General features: G+C 71.5%; 18 protein-coding genes. 12 read left to right on the top strand and 6 right to left on the bottom strand.

Annotated features, from left to right (window positions below; translation table 11 throughout):
• Positions 1–85 precede the first annotated feature (85 nt).
• Together OHA05_RS33785 and OHA05_RS33780 are read left to right on the top strand one after the other, a co-directional pair.
• On the top strand, positions 86–253 hold the full coding sequence (locus OHA05_RS33785; RefSeq protein ID WP_313942438.1) for a hypothetical protein: 168 nt from the start codon (positions 86–88) through the stop codon (positions 251–253).
• A gap of 228 nt (positions 254–481) precedes the next feature.
• Complete coding sequence (locus OHA05_RS33780) at positions 482–2533, top strand: neutral/alkaline ceramidase (RefSeq protein WP_328862653.1); 2052 nt, start codon at positions 482–484, stop codon at positions 2531–2533.
• An 87-nt stretch (positions 2534–2620) separates the two neighbouring features.
• On the opposite strand, the gene OHA05_RS33775 is transcribed toward OHA05_RS33780, so the two are convergent.
• Positions 2621–3844, bottom strand: a complete 1224-nt coding sequence (locus OHA05_RS33775) for a saccharopine dehydrogenase family protein (protein WP_328862652.1) — start codon at positions 3842–3844, stop codon at positions 2621–2623.
• 175 nt (positions 3845–4019) lie between these two features.
• Between OHA05_RS33775 and OHA05_RS33770 the strand changes: the two genes are divergently transcribed.
• Positions 4020–4736 carry a TetR/AcrR family transcriptional regulator gene (locus OHA05_RS33770; RefSeq protein ID WP_328862651.1) on the top strand — a complete coding sequence of 239 codons (717 nt, stop codon included), beginning with the start codon at positions 4020–4022 and terminating at the stop codon, positions 4734–4736.
• Between the two features lie 88 nt (positions 4737–4824).
• On the opposite strand, the gene OHA05_RS33765 is transcribed toward OHA05_RS33770, so the two are convergent.
• Complete coding sequence (locus tag OHA05_RS33765) at positions 4825–5802, bottom strand: hypothetical protein (RefSeq protein ID WP_313942443.1); 978 nt, start codon at positions 5800–5802, stop codon at positions 4825–4827.
• Positions 5803–6067: 265 nt separating this feature from the next.
• Between OHA05_RS33765 and OHA05_RS33760 the strand changes: the two genes are divergently transcribed.
• The 9 genes from OHA05_RS33760 (at position 6068) to OHA05_RS33720 (ending at position 16888) form a co-directional block, all read left to right on the top strand.
• Positions 6068–8326, top strand: coding sequence for a heavy metal translocating P-type ATPase (locus tag OHA05_RS33760; protein ID WP_328862650.1), 2259 nt, complete (start codon positions 6068–6070; stop codon positions 8324–8326).
• Positions 8327–8555: 229 nt separating this feature from the next.
• A complete protein-coding gene (locus tag OHA05_RS33755; protein ID WP_328862649.1) occupies positions 8556–8915 on the top strand; it encodes an NADH-quinone oxidoreductase subunit A in 360 nt (119 codons plus the stop codon).
• Positions 8906–10252, top strand: coding sequence for a hypothetical protein (locus OHA05_RS33750; RefSeq protein WP_328862648.1), 1347 nt, complete (start codon positions 8906–8908; stop codon positions 10250–10252). Before OHA05_RS33755 ends, OHA05_RS33750 begins: the two co-directional genes overlap by 10 nt.
• Positions 10245–11162, top strand: coding sequence for an NADH-quinone oxidoreductase subunit H (locus tag OHA05_RS33745; protein ID WP_328862647.1), 918 nt, complete (start codon positions 10245–10247; stop codon positions 11160–11162). The genes OHA05_RS33750 and OHA05_RS33745 overlap by 8 nt, the downstream gene beginning before the upstream one ends.
• 19 nt (positions 11163–11181) lie before the next feature.
• Entirely contained in the window at positions 11182–11745 is a 564-nt protein-coding gene (locus OHA05_RS33740) for an NADH-quinone oxidoreductase subunit J (RefSeq protein WP_313942448.1), read from the top strand.
• Positions 11742–12047 (top strand): NADH-quinone oxidoreductase subunit NuoK, encoded by a 306-nt coding sequence (locus OHA05_RS33735; protein ID WP_328862646.1) that lies wholly within the window; start codon positions 11742–11744, stop codon positions 12045–12047. Before OHA05_RS33740 ends, OHA05_RS33735 begins: the two co-directional genes overlap by 4 nt.
• On the top strand, positions 12044–13939 hold the full coding sequence (locus tag OHA05_RS33730) for an NADH-quinone oxidoreductase subunit 5 family protein (RefSeq protein WP_328862645.1): 1896 nt from the start codon (positions 12044–12046) through the stop codon (positions 13937–13939). Before OHA05_RS33735 ends, OHA05_RS33730 begins: the two co-directional genes overlap by 4 nt.
• Before the next feature lie 7 nt (positions 13940–13946).
• Positions 13947–15452, top strand: coding sequence for a complex I subunit 4 family protein (locus OHA05_RS33725; RefSeq protein WP_328862644.1), 1506 nt, complete (start codon positions 13947–13949; stop codon positions 15450–15452).
• On the top strand, positions 15449–16888 hold the full coding sequence (locus OHA05_RS33720; protein WP_328862643.1) for an NADH-quinone oxidoreductase subunit N: 1440 nt from the start codon (positions 15449–15451) through the stop codon (positions 16886–16888). Before OHA05_RS33725 ends, OHA05_RS33720 begins: the two co-directional genes overlap by 4 nt.
• Positions 16889–16969: 81 nt before the next feature.
• Here the strand turns inward: OHA05_RS33720 and OHA05_RS33715 are convergent, their stop codons facing one another.
• The 4 genes from OHA05_RS33715 to ykgO form a co-directional block, all read right to left on the bottom strand.
• Positions 16970–17665 carry a lysophospholipid acyltransferase family protein gene (locus OHA05_RS33715; RefSeq protein WP_328862642.1) on the bottom strand — a complete coding sequence of 232 codons (696 nt, stop codon included), beginning with the start codon at positions 17663–17665 and terminating at the stop codon, positions 16970–16972.
• 207 nt (positions 17666–17872) lie between these two features.
• Positions 17873–18136: a type B 50S ribosomal protein L31 gene (locus tag OHA05_RS33710; protein ID WP_328862641.1), complete on the bottom strand. Its 264-nt coding sequence runs from the start codon at positions 18134–18136 to the stop codon at positions 17873–17875.
• Positions 18137–18192: 56 nt separating this feature from the next.
• The gene (gene rpmG, locus OHA05_RS33705) at positions 18193–18357 is read right to left on the bottom strand and encodes a 50S ribosomal protein L33 (RefSeq protein WP_313942455.1); all 165 of its coding nucleotides are present in this window, start codon (positions 18355–18357) and stop codon (positions 18193–18195) included.
• A 112-nt stretch (positions 18358–18469) separates the two neighbouring features.
• Positions 18470–18592 carry a type B 50S ribosomal protein L36 gene (ykgO, locus tag OHA05_RS33700; protein WP_028801377.1) on the bottom strand — a complete coding sequence of 41 codons (123 nt, stop codon included), beginning with the start codon at positions 18590–18592 and terminating at the stop codon, positions 18470–18472.
• Between the last annotated feature and the right edge of the window lie 65 nt (positions 18593–18657).

The raw sequence follows: 18657 nt of genomic DNA, 5'->3' as shown, positions 1-18657 counted from the left end.
GGGTTCGAGCGCACGGCCGAGTTCACTACGGGAACCGTGACGTCACGCGTCGTCGGACGTTGACCACGTCATGAAGAAGCGAAGCATGGCCGCTGTTGCCTCCCTTGTCACCGGTGTCGTGGCATCCCTGCTCACCCCGTCGCCCCAGGCCCACGCCGACACGCAGGAAGGCCCGTTGGGCCTCCCGGTCTCCGTCCCGATCGTCGCGGACGGTTCGCTCGACGGCGCCGAGGACCTGCTCGCGAACGAGTGACGGGCCTCGCGCGTCGCGCGGAGCAAGAGGGGTGGAGCCCCGCATAGAGGCGGATATCTCCTCACGGGTCGAAGACCGGTGCCGAGGAATGCTCTTACTGGCTGGTAGAGATCTATGCGACGCAGGTCACACACCTCTACCGTCGGGGCACCGCTCCGGGACCACCACAGGCCGGTGAGCCGCCGACCGGGACCGGGCGACAGGTTTTCTCCCGCCCCAGGAGGTTCCATGCCCCCCACCCCCCGCCGCTCCCGACGCAAACTCCCGGTCGTGGCACTCGCCGCGACCCTGGGAGCGGTCACTCTCGGCGCACCCTCGCCCGCCTCGGGTGCCGCTCTCGACGGGGAATACCTCGTCGGCCGCGGCATCTCCGACGTCACCGGCGAGGCCGCCGAGACCGGGATGATGGGTTATTCGAGTTTCGACCAGAAGACGTCCGGCATCCATCAGCGGCAGCGGTCCCGCGCGTTCGTCGTCGTGGACCGGGCGAGCGGCAAGCGCGTCGTGTATGTCAACGCCGATCTCGCCATGATCTTCCAGTCCGTGCAACAGGGCGTCATAGCCCGGCTCAAGGAGCGCTACGGGAGTCTGTACGGCGAAGAGAACGTGCTCCTGTCGGCCACCCACACGCACTCCGGACCCGGCGGCTACTCCCATCACGTCGCGTACAACCTCTCCGTGCTCGGCTTCCAGAGCGGCACCTACCGGGCCATCGTCGACGGCATCGTCGAGTCGGTCGCCAAGGCGCACGACGATCTGAAGCCGGGCACGATCAGTCTGGGCACCGGCACCCTCACCAATGCCAGCGTGAACCGCTCCCGCACCGCTTTCGACCGCAATCCCGCCTCCGACCGGGCCGCGTTCCCCGGCGGCATCGACCCGGCCATGACCGTGCTGCGCTTCCGCCAGGGTGACAAGGACGCGGGCGCGATCAGCTGGTTCGCCACGCACAACACGTCGATCACCAACAAGAACACGCTCATCAGCCCCGACAACAAGGGGTATGCCGCCTACACCTGGGAGCACGACCACGAGGGCGTCCGCTACCTCGACAACTCCCCGGGGTTCGTCGCCGCGTTCCCCAACACGAACGCCGGCGACATGTCTCCGAACCTCAATCTGAAGCCCGGATCCGGGCCCACCGAGGACGAGTTCGAGAACACCCGCATTCTGGGTGAGCGCCAGTTCGACAAGGCCAGCGAGGTCTACCGGAACGCCAAGCCGGTCACCGGCGGTGTCGACTCACGGCTGACATACGTCGACATGGAGAACGTCACCGTGAGCGGCGCCTACACCCCGGATCAGCAGGAGCACCGCACCTGCCCGGCCGTCGTGGGGGCGTCCACGCTCGCCGGCAGCGTCGAGGACGGGCCGGCGATCCCCGGCTTCACCGAGGGCATGCGGACCCCGGTCGCCGCCATCATCGACGCGCTGCACATCGACACGCCCTCGTGGCTCGCGACCTGCCAGTACCCGAAGGCGAGTCTCGTCCCGACCGGACTGCTGAGCAACGTCCACCCGGTCACCCCGAAGATCCTGCCGCTGCAGATCATGAAGATCGGCGAGCTCTATCTCGTTGCGGGCCCTGGCGAGTTCACCATCACGTCCGGTCTGCGCGTCCGCCGCACGGTGGCCGCACAGCTCGGTGTGCCGCTCGACCGTGTGCTGTTGCAGGGGTACGCCAACGCCTACAGCCAGTACGTGACGACGCCGGAGGAGTACGACGCCCAGCAGTACGAGGGCGGCTCCACGTTGTACGGGCGCTACACCCTGCCCGCGTACCAGCAGGAGTTCGCCCGGGTGGCGGCGTCCCTGCGCGCGGGCACCCCGCTGGACCGCGGGACGGCGCCGCCGGACGAGTCGGCCCGGCAGTTCAACTTCCAGACCGGCGTCGTGTACGACAACCCGCCGCCGAACAGCTCGTTCGGGTCGGTCCTCACCGCGCCTGCCGCGTCGTACACCCGGGGGCAGACGGTGACCGTCGACTTCGCCACCGGGCATCCGAAGAACAACCTGCGGCGGGGCGGCACCTTCCTGGAGGTGCAACGGCTCGTCAACGGGCAGTGGGTGCGCACCCTGGACGACGGCGACTGGGAGACGAAGTACCGCTGGACCCGGATCAACGGTCTGACCGGCACGTCGAAGGCCACGATCACCTGGTCCATCGGGGCGGGCGCCGCGCCCGGCACGTATCGCATCGTGCACTTCGGCGACTCGAAGAACCTGCTCGGCAGGATCACGCCGTTCACCGGGGTGTCGTCGGCCTTCACGGTGGACTGACGTCCTGAGCGAGAAGGTGTTCTGACCCTCGAACCGGGCGGTGTGCGGGCCGTGCATGAGCGCGGCCCGCACACCGGCACCGTCCGGTCACTGCTCCCGCATGCCCCAGGGCGAGCCGTACTCCGTCAGCAGATCGAGGAAGGGCCTGGCCGGCAGCGCCTCGGGACCGAGGATCCCGCTGCCCGACCAGGCGCCGGACGCGAGCAGTTCGAGGGCGACCACGGGGTTGATCGCGGTCTGCCACACGACCGCCTGGGAGCCGTACTCCCGCATGGACCACTGGTTGTCGACCACGTGGTACAGGTAGACCTCGCGCGGGCGGCCGTCCTTGGTGCCCTTGACCCAGGTGCCGGCGCAGGTCTTGCCGTGCATCCGCTCCCCCAGCGTCGCCGGGTCGGGCAGACACGCGGCGACCACGTCCCGCGGGGAGACCTGAACGGTCCCCGATCCGTCCGCAGCGGGCACCGGCACGGGGTCGGTCCGGTCGAGACCCAGCAGATGCAGCGTCTGCAGGGTGTGGATGAAGTCCTCGCCGAGGCCGTACTTGAAGGTGACGCGGCGCGCCTCGACCCAGCGCGGCACCAGCAGCACCTCTTCGTGCTCGACGTTCACACACTCCACCGGGCCGATGCCCTCGGGGAAGTCGAAGACCTCGGGCTCGCTGAAGGGGGCGGTGGTGAACCAGCCGCGGTCGGCCTCCCAGACGACCGGCGGGTTGAGGCACTCCTCGATGGTCGTCCAGATGCTGAAGGACGGGGCGAAGTCGTAGCCGTCGACGGTGAGGTTGGCTCCGTCGCGGATGCCGATCTCCTCGATCTCGTCGAAGAGTTCGTCGGCGGCATGCCGGGCGAACACATCGGACAGGCCCGGCTCGACGCCGATGCCGACAAGGGCGAGGGCGCCCGCCTTCTCCCAGTCCTCGGCGCGCTCGAACTGGCTGTCGCCGAGCTTGACCCCGCACAGCTCGTGCGGGCGCTCCGGGTGCGGGCGGGACAGGGACATGGCCATGTCCAGGTAGTTCGCCCCGGCGGACAGTGCCGCCTGGAAGAGCGGCATGACGAAACGCGGGTCGGTGGCGTTGAGCAGCACGTCGCAGTTCTCACGCCGGAGCAGGGCGGCGACGGCGGACTCGTCGCTCGCGTCGATCCGCTCGGCGCTGAAGCGCTGGTCGGGCGCGAGGGCCGCGACGGCGGACTCGGCCCGGGCGAGGTCGTAGTCGGCGACGACCATGTGGTCGAAGAAGGAGCGGCGGGCCGCGATCCGGGTGATGGCGGTACCGACCCCGCCGGCCCCCACGAGCAGTACACGCATGGCAGATCTCCGTTTCCAGGCACAGCCTGCAGGGCGCTGCTTCAGATTGCGGCGCCTGTCTTCATTCGATCCAACGCGTGCGCCACTATTCACGTCAATGGTGTTGGCATAAGGTCGACACGCCAGGACGCGGCCGTTTCGTGGGCCGTGCCGGCTCGTGGCGAAGGAGCGCGCTGTGGCCAAGCCCGTCGTACCGGAAGAGGCCCGGCGACGGCGCCGACCGACGAAGAACGGCGCGGTGCTGTCCGAGCAGGTGATCATCGAAACGGCGCTGCGCATGCTGCGGGAGCACGGCAGCGCGGGACTCACCGTCCGCCGTCTGGGGATCGCACTCGGCGCGGATCCGAGCACGCTGTACCGCTACTTCCGCGGCATCGACGATCTGACCCTGGCCATCGGGGACATCCTCGTGGGACGGGCCGTGGCGGGCTGGAAGGCCACCGGGGACTGGCGGTCGGACCTGCGGGACCTGGGGCTGCGGATCCACGCCGCGTATCTCGGACATCCGCAGGCCGCGGTGCTGACCGCGAGCCGGGTGAGCGGAAGGGCGCACGAGGTGGCGGCCGACGAGACGATCCTGGGGGTGCTGCGGACGGCCGGCTTTCCGGACGCGGGGGCCGTGCGGATCTATCACGCGTTCATCGACCAGGCCCTGGCGTTCTCGGCGCTCGACGCGGCATCGCTGGCGCTGCCGGCGGCCGCCCGGGAGTCCGACGAGGAGGTCTGGCAGGCCACGTACGCACGGCTGCCCGCCGCCACGCATCCCCATATCGCTGCCACCGCGCACCTGCTCGTCGCCCGGATGAACGACAGCGCCTACCCCGCCGCGCTGGAAATGCTGCTCGACAGCGCTGCGGCGCAGCTGGGCCGTGCCGGACTCCCGGGCTCCTGATGCACGCGGTGTGCACGTGACCGCGCAATGACCACGTGAGGAGCGCCGGTTTCCCCGGCGCTCCTCGATGCCCTGCTCGGATACCGGATCAGTGTCCGTGCCCGCCGGTCCCACCGGTCTCGGCGTGACCGTCCGTCTCGGCCGGCGGGGGTACCTGTGGTGGGGTGCCCCCGACCGCCCCGGCCTCGACCGTGAAGGCCGCGGTTCGGACGGTGCCGTTGTGCCGGAAGTCGAGGAAAAGGCGGTAGGTGCCCGAGCTGGGAGCGGTGGCGGTGAACGAGATGCCCGGTCCGGGCCGGGTCCTGCCGTCGCCGGGCTCGCCGTTCGGGTGGACGTGGAGATAGGCGAGGTCGCCGGAGCGCAGCGCGACGAGGTGGCCGTAGGCGCCGAGGTAGGGCTGGAGGTCGGTGACCGGCCGGCCGTCGCGCGCGACGTTCAGGGTGAGCCGGCCGGCCTTGCCGGGCCGGAGGGTGCCGCCCAGGGTGACGGTGTAGCCGTCGACGGTCGCCGTCCGCGAAGGGTCCGGCATCTTCGCGGCCTTGAAGGGACCGGCGACCGGCAGATCGGCGCCGAGGGTGAGGTTCTTCGCACCCTTCACGCCGGGGGTGAAGTCGGCGAACACCCGGTAGGAGCCCGCGGCGGGAAGGGTGACCGGGGTGGACCACGTGCCGTCGGCGGCTCGCGACGGGTGCAGGTGCTGGTAGGTGGCCAGGTCGCGTGAGGCGAGGATCAGATGCAGTTCCTTGTCGTGCTCCCGCTGGAAGGCGGTGACCTGACGGCCCTGCCGGTCGCGGATGGCGAAGCGCAGTTCGTCCTTCTCTCCGGCACGCACACCTGCCGTCTTCAGGTCGAGGGTGTAACCCGCTTCGGAGATCTGGAGTCCTCCCGCCGCGGTGCCGGCCGAGCCGCCGCCGGGGTCCGGGGAGGCGTCCCCGCTGTGGCGGGAGTGAGCGGCGGGCTCGGGTTCGGAGGTGAGGGGACCGACGGCGTTTCCGAGGCCGTAGGCCGCTCCGAAGGAGGCCACGAGGGCGGCGCCGAACCCAGCGATCTTCACGACGGTATGCATGGCGGTCCTTTCTGCGGGGAGCCCCCGGCCGGGGCTGCCACCGCCGAGCGTATACCCCTCGGGGGTATATGCAAGCCATCGGGGAGCCGTTTGCCAAAAATACCGGGCGGGGGTATACCTTGAGGGTCAGGGTACCCCCTAGGGGTATCAGGTCGCATGTTGAGGAGGAGTCCATGTCCCGCCGCCGGGCCACTCGACGCCCCTGCCGGACAGGTCCGCCGGCCCGGCGCCCCGCCCCGTGCACCCACCAGCCCGAGGAGCAGTGATGACTACCACGGTCACCGAAACCGCCGAGGTCGAACTCGCCATCGGCGGGATGACCTGCGCCTCGTGCGCGGCCCGTATCGAGAAGAAGCTCAACCGCATGGACGGTGTCCGGGCCACGGTCAACTACGCCACCGAGAAGGCCAAGGTGGTCTACGACAGCGACCTGGACGTCACCGATCTGATCGCCACCGTCGAGGCCACCGGATACACGGCCACCGAGCCGGCCCCGCCACGCACCGCGCCCGCGACCGGTGACGACGGCGACGTACCGGCGGAACCCGGCGAGCTGCGGACACTGCGGCAGCGACTGGTCACAGCCGTCGTGCTCGCCGTGCCGGTCATCGCGATGGCGATGATCCCCGCACTGCAGATCGAGTACTGGCAGTGGCTGTCACTCACCCTCGCCGCCCCCGTCGTCACCTACGCCGCCTGGCCCTTCCACCGGGCCGCGTTCACCAATGCCCGGCACGGCGCGGCCACCATGGACACATTGATCTCGGTCGGCACCTCCGCCGCGTTCCTGTGGTCCCTGTGGGCCCTGTTCTTCGGCACCGCCGGCACACCGGGGATGACCCACCCCTTCGAACTCACCATCGGCCGCAGCGACGGCGCCGGGAACATCTACCTCGAAGCGGCGGCGGGCGTCACGGCATTCATCCTCGCCGGCCGCTACTTCGAGGCGCGTTCCAAGCGCACGGCGGGTGCCGCACTGAGGGCGCTGATGGAACTGGGGGCGAAGGACGTCACCGTGCTGCGTGGCGGCCGGGAGGAGACCGTCCCCATCTCCGAGCTGACGGTCGGCGACCGGTTCCTCGTCCGGCCCGGCCAGAAGATCGCCACGGACGGCACGGTCGTCGAGGGGGCCTCGGCGATCGACGCGTCGATGCTCACCGGTGAGTCCGTCCCCGTGGACGTCTCCGCAGGCGACACCGTCACCGGTGCCACACTGAACACCTCGGGCCGTCTCGTCGTGCGGGCCACCCGCATCGGCGCCGACACCCAACTGGCGCGAATGGCCCGACTGGTGGAGGACGCCCAGAACGGCAAGGCGGCCGCCCAGCGCCTCGCCGACCGGATCTCAGCGGTGTTCGTCCCCGTGGTGATCGCCCTCGCGCTCGGCACACTCGGGTTCTGGCTCGGCAACGGCGCCGGGCTGACCGCCGCGTTCACCGCTGCCGTCGCCGTACTGATCATCGCCTGCCCCTGCGCCCTGGGACTGGCCACACCGACCGCGCTCATGGTCGGCACCGGCCGCGGCGCGCAGCTCGGCATCCTCATCAAGGGCCCCGAGGTGCTGGAGTCGACCCGCACCGTCGACACCGTCGTCCTCGACAAGACCGGCACGGTGACCACCGGCACGATGACGCTGCTCGACGTCCATGTCGCCGAGGGCGCGGACGAGACCGAGGTGCTGCGACTGGCCGGCGCACTCGAGCACGCCTCCGAACACCCCGTCGCCCGCGCCGTGGCGGCCGGAGCGACGGACCGTGTCGGCGCCCTGCCGGTGCCGGACGACTTCGCGAACGTCCCCGGGCTGGGCGTCCAGGGCATCGTGGAGGGCCACGCGGTCCTGGTCGGCCGTGAAAAGCTGCTGAGGGAGTGGGCGATCGAGCTGCCCGCACAGCTCGCCCACGCCACCCGCGATGCCGAGAGCGCCGGGCGGACGGTGATCGCGGTCGCCTGGGACGGGGAGGCACGCGCGGTCCTCGAGGTCGCCGACGCGGTCAAGGACACCAGTGCCGAAGCCGTACGGCGGCTGCGCGGTCTCGGGCTGACGCCGATCCTGCTCACCGGCGACAACGCCGCGGTCGCCCGTGCCGTCGCGGCCGAGGTCGGTATCGACGAGGTGATCGCCGACGTCATGCCCGAGGACAAGGCCGACGTCGTCAAGAAGCTTCAGGCCGAGGGCCGTTCCGTGGCCATGATCGGTGACGGCGTCAACGACGCCGCCGCCCTGGCCCAGGCCGACCTCGGACTCGCGATGGGCACCGGTACCGACGCCGCCATCGAGGCGGGCGACCTCACTCTGGTACGAGGCGACCTGCGGGCCGCGGCTGACGCGATCCGGCTGTCCCGCAAGACGCTCGGCACCATCAGGTCCAACCTCTTCTGGGCCTTTGCCTACAACGTCGCGGCGCTGCCGCTCGCGGCCGCCGGACTGCTCAACCCCATGATCGCGGGCGCGGCGATGGCGTTCTCCTCCGTCTTCGTCGTGGGCAACAGCCTGCGGCTGCGCAGCTTCCGGGCCACCGTGTGATGCCGGCCCGCGAGGAATCGCCGTCGTACCCGATCTCCCTCCCCCATACCCCCTGCCCGTATAAGCTCGCGCCGACCGCCCCTGCGCCGCGAAGAGTTCGCCTCGGCGCTCTCCGGGGACCGTCCGGGGATGCTCCGGGGAGTTGCGTCCACACCGGCGCACGGCGGTCCGTGTGCCGGCTCGCCGCCGGCCGCGGCGACGGTGAGGCGAGCGCGGGAGGGGCGGACTGATGGCGGGTGCGGACTGGCTTCCGGTGCTCCTCCTGCTGGGGGTGGCCTCGGCGGGAATCGCGGTCGTGTACGCGATCGGCGGTGTCCTGCGGGTCGTACCGGAACCCTTGACGGACGCGATGCCGTTCAGCGGAGGCCTGAGTCCGCAGGAGCACCCCTTCTCCCGCTTCCATGTGCGCTGGTACCCGGTGACGATGATCTTTCTCGCCTTCGACATGGAGATGCTGTTCATGTACCCGTGGACGCTCGTCGTCGGGGAGGTCGGCGTCACCGCCGTGGTGGAGATGTTCCTCTTCCTGGGCATCCTCCTGGCCGCGGTGGGCTACGCATGGCGGGAAGGCGCCCTGCGATGGACCTGAGGAAGCGGATCCTGCGGGCCGCACTGGCCCGGCCCGCCGTCCTGCCGGCGGTCTGCCCGGGTGCGACGGAGGCCCGAGTGCTCCTGGAGCGCGAACTGCGCTCCCGGGGCTGGCCGTTGGCCGCCGGCCCGGCGACGGCGAACCTCCTCGTCCTGGTCGGCCGTCCCGATCCCGCGCGGATGGACTGGTGCGAGGGGCTGTGGCGCGCGATGCCCGCCCCGCGGGCCCGCATCGTCATCGTCTCTCCCGAACAGATCGCGCGCGGCCTCGACGCGGGCGCGGCCGCGCTGCTGCGCCCGGCGGCCGGCAGTCCTCCGCTCCTCCGCCCCGGTGCGCGGCCGGAGGACCACCTGCACGGGGCCGCGCCGCACACCTCCCATGAGGGGCACGGCGCGCACGGGGCACGTCACGGCGCGCACGAGACGCACGAAGGTCACGGCGGACACGAGGGACACGGCGATCCCGAAGGTCACGGCGGACACGGCGGACACCGCGACCGCACAGCCCACGGCGGGCACGAGGGTCACGACATGTTGATGCAGGTCTCCGGGCTGCCCATGGCCGACCGCGCCGACGACCGCGACGGGCTGCGGCTCGATCAGCTCCATCTCCCGCTGGGACCCGCTCTGTTGGACTGGCCCGCGGGTCTGGTGCTCCGCCTCGCCCTCCAGGGTGACGTGGTACAGCGCGTACACGTCGAGCAGATCGCCGCTCGGGCCGGCGAGGGGTGGCCGTTCTGGGACGAGCCGTGGCTGCGGGCCGCGGCGGGTGAGGAGGTACCGCGCGGACCGGCGGCACGACGGCTGTGTGCGGCACATCTCGACAGCGTGGGCCGCCTGTTGGCGGTGGCCGGATGGCCGGCGCAGGCGCAACAGGCCCGGGCCGCACGGGACACGGCGCTGGAGGGCGCCCCGGCGAAGGCTCTCGTGGCGGCGGTCTCGCCGTTGGTGCGGAGGGTCGGCCGTTCGCGGACCCTTCGATGGCTGACCCGAGGAGTGGGTGTGCTGGACGCGCGGACGGCCGCGTCGGCAGGCGTCTCGGGCCCGGCGCTGACAGCCGGCGGGGATGTCTGGGACCGCCTGAACGTCTGGCTGGACGAAGCGGCTCGCGCCGCCGCGATGTGCGAGGAGACCGCGCTCCTTCGCGGTTCGGACCTGGCCGGGCCGCGCGGGGCTCTCGGCGGCCCGCTGCCGCCGTCGCAGGCCCTGCTCGACGTACTCCCCCCACTCCTGGTGGGTGCGGAGTTCGCGAGTGCCCGGCTCACCGTGGCCAGTCTCGACCCCGATCTCGATGAACTCGCCCAGGCTCCCGTGGCGGTGACGGTGGCCCATGACTGACGCCACCTCTCCGTGGTCCGTCCTCGTCCTGCCCGGCGTCCTGGTGCTCGCCGCGGTGTGCGCGGCGACCGCGGATGCCGCGCTGGGGACGGGGCCCGGCGGCACGCGGCGCGCGGGGCTGCCCGGGCGTGAGGTTCTGCGGCTGCTGGTGCAGCAGCGCCGTACGACGAATGCCTCGGACCACCTGCTGCTGCGCGTCGGCGTGACACTGCTGCCGGTGGCCGCGGTCCTCGCCGGGGTCGTGGTGCCGCTGGGCTTCACGGCGGTGAGTGATCTCCCCGACGGAATCGTGTGGTTCAACGCGATGGAGGCCCTCGCCTGGGCGGCGGTATGGCTGGCGGGCTGGGGGCCGAACTCGGCCCTGTCGATGATCGGCGGCTACCGGTTCCTCGCTCAGGGCCTGGCGTACGAGATCCCTCACATGCTGGCCATCACGACCGCCGCGCTGGGAGCGGAGTCGCTGCGTGTCGGCGCGGTCGTCGACGCGCAGGGCGGGCTCTGGTTCGCGGTGTGGATGCCGGTCGCGTTCGTCATCTATCTGGCGAGCGCGCTGGCGATGGCCTTCTGGGGCCCTTTCGACCAGCCCGTCGGCAGCGACGCGGCGGGCGGGGCCGCGGCCGAACTGTCCGGTGTGGAACGGGTGCTCTTCCTCGGCGGGCGCCGACTGCTGCTCACGGTGGCCGCGGCCGCAGCCGTTCCGCTGTTCCTCGGCGGCGGCCACGGGCCGTGGCTGCCGGGCTGGGCCTGGACCCTGGTCAAGACCGCGGCCGTCCTCGCCGTCCTGATGTGGGCACGCCGCCGGCTGCCGGTGCTGCGCATGGACCGCTACATGGAAGTGGCCTGGGTGGTGCTGACACCGCTGGCCGTCCTCCAGGCCCTGGTGGTGGCCCTGGTGGTGCTCGGCCGATGACCGTGGAAGGGACCTGTCCGTGGTGAGTGATGTCGTCTTCTTCGTCCTGGCCGTCCTCGCCGTCGCCGCGGGGGTGATGGTCTTCGTCGTCGACTCCATGGCCCGGGCGACGTTCTCACTGCTGGCCTCGCTGCTCGCGGTGGCGGGCGTGGTCGTCCTGCTGGGTCTGAACTACCTGGGCATCGTCATCGCCTTGATGATGACGATCGAGATGGCCGTCATGGCCGTCTTCATGATCATGTACATGATGAATCCGGCCGGTCTGATGCCGATGACCATGATGCACAACGCCAAGGGCTCCGCGGTCCTGTGCACCGCGCTCTTCGTCCTCCTGGCGGCCGGGATCCTCCTGGCGCCGTGGCCCGCGCGCAAGGGACGACCGCCGCGGGACGTGACCATGGACCTGGGACTGTCCCTGATGGGTCCTCAGATGCTGACGATGATGACCCTGGGGATGGCACTGTTCGCGACGATCGTCTCCAGCGTGGTGCTGGCCACCCGCCGCGGCCGCTACGACCGTCTCGGCGACGGCCTCGACGCGCGGCGCCCCGACGACCCGGTGCGGGGAGGGGTGGGCCGGTGAGCCTCGAAGCCGTCCTGCTGCTGGCCGCGGCCCTGTGGTGCACGGGCCTGTTCGGCGCTCTGACGCAGCAGTCGATCGTCATGCTGATGATGGGGCTGGAGCTGATGCTCGGTGGCGTCATCGTCGCCGCGGCCGGCGTCTGGTACCACATCGCGCCGGGCCGTGCGGACGGACAGGTCGTCGTCATCGTCGCGGTGACCGCCATGGCGCTGGAGATGGCGATCGGTTTCGCGATCGTCACCGCCCTGTTCCGTGACCGCGAGGTCGACATGACCGACATGGCCGCGGAGCTGAAGGAGTGAGCGGCGTGCTGTGGGCGCTCATCGCCCTGCCCCTGGGAGCGGGAAGCCTCCTGCTGGTGACCGGCCGCCGTGCCGACCGGGCGGCGGCCGTCACCGCCGTGACCACGATGCTCGTGACCGTGGGGCTCGCGGTGGCCGTGGCCCGCACACAGCCGTCCGTCCGTGCGCCCTTCCTGTCCGGCCTGCCCGCCGAACTGACCGTCGACGGGCTGTCCGGTCTCCTCGCCGTCACCGTCGCGGCCGTCACCTTGCTCGTCCTGGCCTTCAGTGCGGCCGAGTTCGGACCCGACCAGGCGCGCGCCCGCTTCTACGGTCTCATGCTGCTCTTCGCCGGAAGCATGCTCGTCACGGTCACCGCCGCCACCCTGCCGGTGCTGCTGATGGGCTGGGAGGTCATGGGCGCCACCTCCTGGGCACTGATCGGCTACTGGTGGCGCGACAGCGAGCGCGTCGGCGCCGCCGACACCGCCTTTCTCACCACGCGCACCGCCGATCTCGGTCTCTACCTCGCCGCCGGCGCCGCACTCGCCGCGGGCCCCACCGGCACGGTCGCCCTGGACGGCCTGGCGGAGGCGGCGGACCCGTGGCGCTCCCTGATCTGCGCCGGGCTGATCGCCGCGGCGTTCGGCAAGTCCGCCCAACTGCCGTTCAGTTTCTGGCTCTCCCGCGCCATGGCCGGTCCGAGCCCCGTCTCCGCCCTGCTGCACTCCGCCACCATGGTCGTCGCCGGTGCGTATCTGCTGCTGCGTACGAGCCCTCTGCTGGAGGCGTCCGGCTGGGGCACCCACGTGGTCGCGTGGACGGGAGCGCTCACCGCGATCGCGCTGGGCCTGGTGGCGCTGGTGCAGAACGACCTCAAGCAACTGCTCGCCGCCTCCAGTTGTGCCCAGATCGGCTTCATGGTGCTGGCCGCGGGAGCCGGAGGGATCACGGGCGGCACCCTCCAGCTGATCGCGCACGCGGCCGCCAAGAGCCTGCTGTTCCTCATCGCCGGAGCGTGGCTGACCGCGCTGGGCACCAAGGCGCTGCCAGGACTGCGCGGCGCGGCCCGGCGGTACCGGGTTGCCGGCGTGCTGTTCACCGTCGGCGCGTGCACCCTCGCCGGGCTGCCGCCGTTGTCGCTGTGGGCGACGAAGGACGTGGTGCTGGCGGCAGCGCTGGAGACCTCACCCTGGCTGTACGCGGCGGGGCTGACGGCCGCGGTGGTGTCCGCCCTGTACAGCGCCCGAGCGGTGTGGTTCGTCTGGCAGCCGGCGCGGACGGACGACCACGGTCTCGACAGCGAGGGGCGCGGCACCCGGCAGGTTCCCGGGCGGGTACTGCCGCCCCTGGCCGTGCTCGCCCTGGCCTGTGCCCTGCTGAGCCCGTTGGCGTTCGACCCGGCGCGCGCCGCGGTGTCCCGGGTACTGGGTGCGGGGTCCGAGCCCGCCCCGCACCTGTGGGAGTGGATGCTCTCCGGTGCCCTCGCTGTCGCCGCGGCGTCGGCCGCCTGGGCGTGGGCGTCCCGGAAGGCACCGCTTCCCACCCGGGCCCCGGGCCCCGGCGGCCCGGGGTCACCGGGCTTCCTCGGCGGCTGGCTGAAGCTGGAGAAGGCCGCCCATCTACTGCTGGTACGGCCGGTGTTCGCCCTCGCCCGGACCGCCGCGCGGTTCGACGACCGTGTCCTGGACGCGGCCGTGCGCGGCGCGGGCCGCGGGGCGCTGGACCTGGCCCGCTGGTCCGATCAGCGGCTGGAGGCGGGGGTCGGCGGTTCGGTGTCCGCCGTCGCTTCGGCCGGGCGTGCGCTGGGCCGTCTCGCGCGACGGCCCCAGACGGGCCTGCTGCACCAGTACCTCGCACAGGCCGTCGCGGCCTTCACCGTCCTTGCCCTCGTGCTCGTCCTCGTGAAGTAGGTCCCCGGTGCTGACCGTCCTCGCCTTCGCCCCGCTCGCCGTCGCCCTGCTGCTCCTCGCGCTCCCCCGCCGTACGTCCGACCGGACGGTCCGCGCGATCTGGACGGCGACGACGGTCGTCCTGCTGGCTCTCGTCGTCGTCCTGTGGGCCGGCTACGACGCGGACGGGGGGATGCAGTACGAGACACGGGTGCGGTGGATCCCCGGCGCGGGCGTCGGCTACCACGTCGGTGTCGACGGGCTGTCCCTGCCGATGCTCGGCCTGACCTGCGTGCTGTTCGCGGCCTGCGCCGTACGATCCTGGCGCGACACCCGCCGGATCCGCGAGTTCGCGGCGCTGTTCCTGTTCCTGGAAACGACGTGCCTGGGTCTGTTCGTCTCGCTGGACCTGATCCTGTTCTTCGTCTTCTTCGATCTGTCCATCGTGGGCATGTACTTCGTCATCGCCGGCTGGGGCCACCGCGACCGGGCACGCGCGGCGCTGATGTTCTTCCTCTACACGTTCCTCGGTTCGCTGGTGCTGCTGCTCGGCTTCATCGGGCTCTATCTGGCCGCCTCCCCGCACACCTTCGACATGGTCGACCTCGCCGCGGCGGACCCGCTCGCCGGACGTGCCGGCTACGCGGGCGCGGTGCTGCTGGCGATCGGCATCGGGCTGGCGGTCAAGACACCGACCGTGCCGTTCCACACCTGGCTCCCGCTCGCGCACACCGAGGCGCCCGCCGCGGGCTCCGCCGTCCTGGCCGGGGTGCTGCTGAAGATGGGCACCTACGGCTTCCTGCGCATCGCCATGCCGATGCTGCCCGACGCCTGGCGCCGTCACGCCACCGTGATCGTCGTCATCGGTGTCGTCTCGGTCCTCTACGGAGCACTCGTCGCCCTGGCCCAGACCGACTTCAAGCGGATGATCGCCTACACGTCGGTGAACCACATGGGCTACATCGTCCTCGCCGTCGGCGCGGCCGCCGCGACCGCTGACACCAGTCGGCAGGCCCAGGCGCTGGCGGTGACCGGCGCGGTGACCCAGATGGTCAGTCACGGCCTGCTCACCGGCGCCCTCTTCCTCCTCGCCGGCTCCCTCTACGAACGCGGCCGCACCTACGACATGGACGCCTACTCCGGCATCGCGGCGCGCGCACCGGTGCTCACCGGCATGACGGCCATCGCCGCCTTCGCCTCCCTCGGACTGCCCGGCTTCTCGGGCTTCATCGCTGAGTTCCAGATCTTCACCGGCAGCCTCGGGCCCCGGCCGCTGGCCACCGCCCTGTCCGTCCTCGGCATCCTGCTGACCGCCGCGCTGTTCCTGCGCGCCCTCCAGAAGATGTTCCTCGGGCCGCTGCGCCTGCCCGACGCACCGGGAGCGGCCCGGCCGTTCGGTGATCTGCGCGCCCACGAGAACACGGCGGTCGTGCCGCTGCTGGCCCTGGCGGTCGTGGTGGGCATCACCCCCGGCTTCCTCCTCGACGTCATCGAGCCCGCATCCCACACGGTGCTGGAGCTGCTCACGCGATGACGGAGATGAACGAAAATCCCGTCGCGATCCTCCCCGAGATCCTCCTGGCCGCCGGGGCCGTGCTCGGCCTGCTGCTGGGGGCCTGGCTGCCCCGCTCCCGCCAGTGGATCGTCGGTGCAGTCGCCGGGGCCGTCTGCACCGCGGGCATCGTCGCAGCCGCGGTCGCGGCCTCCGGAAGCCCGACCGCCGTCTTCGGCGACTCGTTCGCCGTCGACCCGCTCACCGGCGCCTGCCGCGTCGTCATCCTCGGCGGTGGTCTGATCGTCCTCGCCCTGAGCCTGCGCCCCCTGCACGCCGACCGGCGCGAGGCCGAGTTCTACGTGCTGCTCCAACTCGCCCTGCTGGGCGCGGTGATGCTGGCAGCGGCCCAGGATCTGCTGCTCCTCGCCGCCGCCTACCTGCTCGCCTCCATCCCCACGTACACCCTTGCCGGGTTCCGCAAGGACGGCCCCGGCACCGAAGCGGCCCTGAAGTACTACGTCGTCGGCGCCCTCCTCGGCGTTCTCCTGCTCACCGGCGTCACCCTCGTGTACGCCACCGGCCGCGCGACCTCCTACCCCCTCCTGGCCACGGCACTGGAGGACGCCCCCGAGGCGCTGCTCGCCACGGGGGTACTGGGCGTACTGGCCGGACTGCTGTTCAAAGCCGGTGCGGTGCCCGCCCACTTCTGGGTCCCGGACGCGGTGCAGGGCAGCAGTCCACCGGTCGCCGCGCTCCTCGCCACCCTGCCGAAGATCGGTGCACTCGCCGCCGCTTTCCGCCTCGGGGCCGTGCCCCTGGCGGGCGGTCCTCTGCCGTGGGCGGCGCTGATCGCCGTCCTGGCCGCCGCGTCGATGACCCTGGGCAACCTCGCGGCCTTCTTCCAGAGCGACGTCAAGCGGCTTCTGGCGTACTCGACCATCAGTCAGGTCGGCTATCTGCTGATGCCGGTGGCTGTCGTGACCGCCTCCGACCGTGCCCAGCCGGCGCTGCTGTACTACCTCGCGGCCTACACCGTCACCAACCTCGGGGCATTCGCCGTGGTCTGCGCTCTGCCCGGGCGGACGACCGTCGACGACTACCGCGGACTGGCGCGTGAACGACCGCTGCTGTCCGTGAGCCTTGTCGTCTGCCTGCTGGGTCTGGTCGGCACCCCGCCCACGGCCGTCTTTCTCGGCAAGCTCGAGGTGTTCAGCGCCGTCATCGACGGCGGTTACGTCTGGCTCGCCGTCCTGGCCGCGATCAACACGGTGGCATCCGTCTTCTACTACCTGCGGTGGATCGTCCCCGCGCTCAGCCGCGATGACCGTCGGACACCCAAGGGCGGCCGGCAGACGTACGACGAGGGAAGCCGCACGGCCCGTACGGTCGCCGGCACCGCGGCAGCCGCCTCGGTCGTGCTGGGAGTGATCGGTGGACCGGTGCTGGCCCTCCTGGACGGACCGCTCACACGGTGACCGAACGCGAACGGCGACCGACCGCGAACCGGCTCCGCACCCCGGATCGTTCGGCAGGGGCCGCGCCGGGCAGGGGGCGTGTCACGCTGCCACCGACTCACGAGCGGTCTCCTCGGCGGGCACGATCGGGCAGTGCTCACCGACATGGCCGGCCGCGGTGCGCCAGGCAGCCGTCACAGCCTCGCGCACACGCGCCGCCGCCAGGGACGCGTCCCCCGTGAGCCGCAGGGGTGCTCCGACGTGGACATGCAGGGCAGGCCGTCGCACGGGAGCGGTGACCAGGCCCGCGAGCTGCTTCGCCCAGGTACCGGACGAGAGCCGCCGGGCTCCCACCTGACCGAGCGGCGACACCGGAGCTCCGGTGTGCTGCGCGAGCCGGGCAACGCCCGTACGGAAGACCGCCGGAGGTGCTTCGCCGGAGCCCTTGCGGGGCGGGATGCCGCCCTCGCCGTACATGAGGACGATCCGGCCGTCCGCGAGGGCCTCCGCAGCACCGGCCAGGGCGTCGGACGCCCGTGGGCCGTTGCGGTGCACCGGGACGAAGCCCTCGCGGGTGAGCGCCCGGCCGAGTCCCGGGATGCGCCAGAGCCCTGCCGTCGCCAGCACCACCGGCTCGACGCCGAGGCGGTGCAGCGCGGCGAGCACCACGGCCGGGTCGGCGAGGGAGGTGTGGTTCGCGACGACGACACTTCCGGGCACGAGCCGGGCCTCGGGGTCCGTCGTCACGGTGAGACGGCCGAATGCGGGCACCACGGTCCCGGCGATACGGCTGAGCATGGGCGGACCTCCACAGGCGCGACGACGGGAAGAGATCCTCATCGTCGGCCGCGGGGGCCGGTCGGCGCCTGAGCGCTGCTACTCATCTCCCGAGTAGGTCACCCCGGCAAGGCCGTAGGGAGGGACGGCGAAGGCCCCGGTGCCATGGTCGGCCGACCACGGCACCGGGGCCTTGCTCTCGGTTCACATCCCCGCGTCGGCGGCTCCTCAGCCGCGGCGGGCGGCGGCGCTGTTCCCGTAGCGGCGCTCGAAGCGCTGTACGCGACCGGCGGTGTCCATGACGCGCGACGTGCCCGTATAGAACGGGTGGCTCGCGGAGGAGGTCTCCACGTCGATCAGGGGATACGTGTTGCCGTCCTCCCACTGGATCGTCCGTGCGGAGTCGGCGGTCGAACGCGTCAGGAACGCCACGTCGGCGGCACGGTCGCGGAAGACGACCGGACGGGATTCGGGGTGGATACGAGGCTTCATGCGGTGTCCTTCCTGCTGCCGTCCGCCGGCCGCGGAGAGCCGGTGGACGGCGTTTTTCAGCGCTCCTCGCGGAACAGGACGTGCTCTCCCGCTGCCGCGTCGAACTTGCGCAGCACGAGGCGGTCGGGATCGTTGAGCCGGTTCTTGCGCGTCACATACGTGGTGCCGGTGCCGGCCGACGACCGGAGCGTGACGACGGGGCGTGCGGTACTGCGGGCCATGCGTCCTCCTTGCGCGAAACACCCACCTGAGCTTGTCTCGCTCATGTCAATGTCTGCTTGGTTCAACGGCGGGCCGGCCCGAGGTATTCCCCCGGGCGCGCCCGCCGGCGGGTCAGCCCTGGCGAGCCTTGAAGCGCGGGTCCTTCTTGTTGATGACGAAGGTGACACCCCTCCGTCGGACCACCTGCGCTCCCGGCTTCGACTTCAGGGAACGAAGAGACTTGCGAACCTTCACGGCGGTACCACCTTCCGTCGGGCCCCAGGCCGGAAAGCCTGTGCGGGTGGGACAACCGGGAACCG

It is taken from the genome of Streptomyces sp. NBC_00306 (genome assembly GCF_036169555.1).
GTDB classification, from domain to species: domain Bacteria; phylum Actinomycetota; class Actinomycetes; order Streptomycetales; family Streptomycetaceae; genus Streptomyces; species Streptomyces achmelvichensis.
This window is presented reverse-complemented; position numbering and strand designations above follow the sequence as displayed.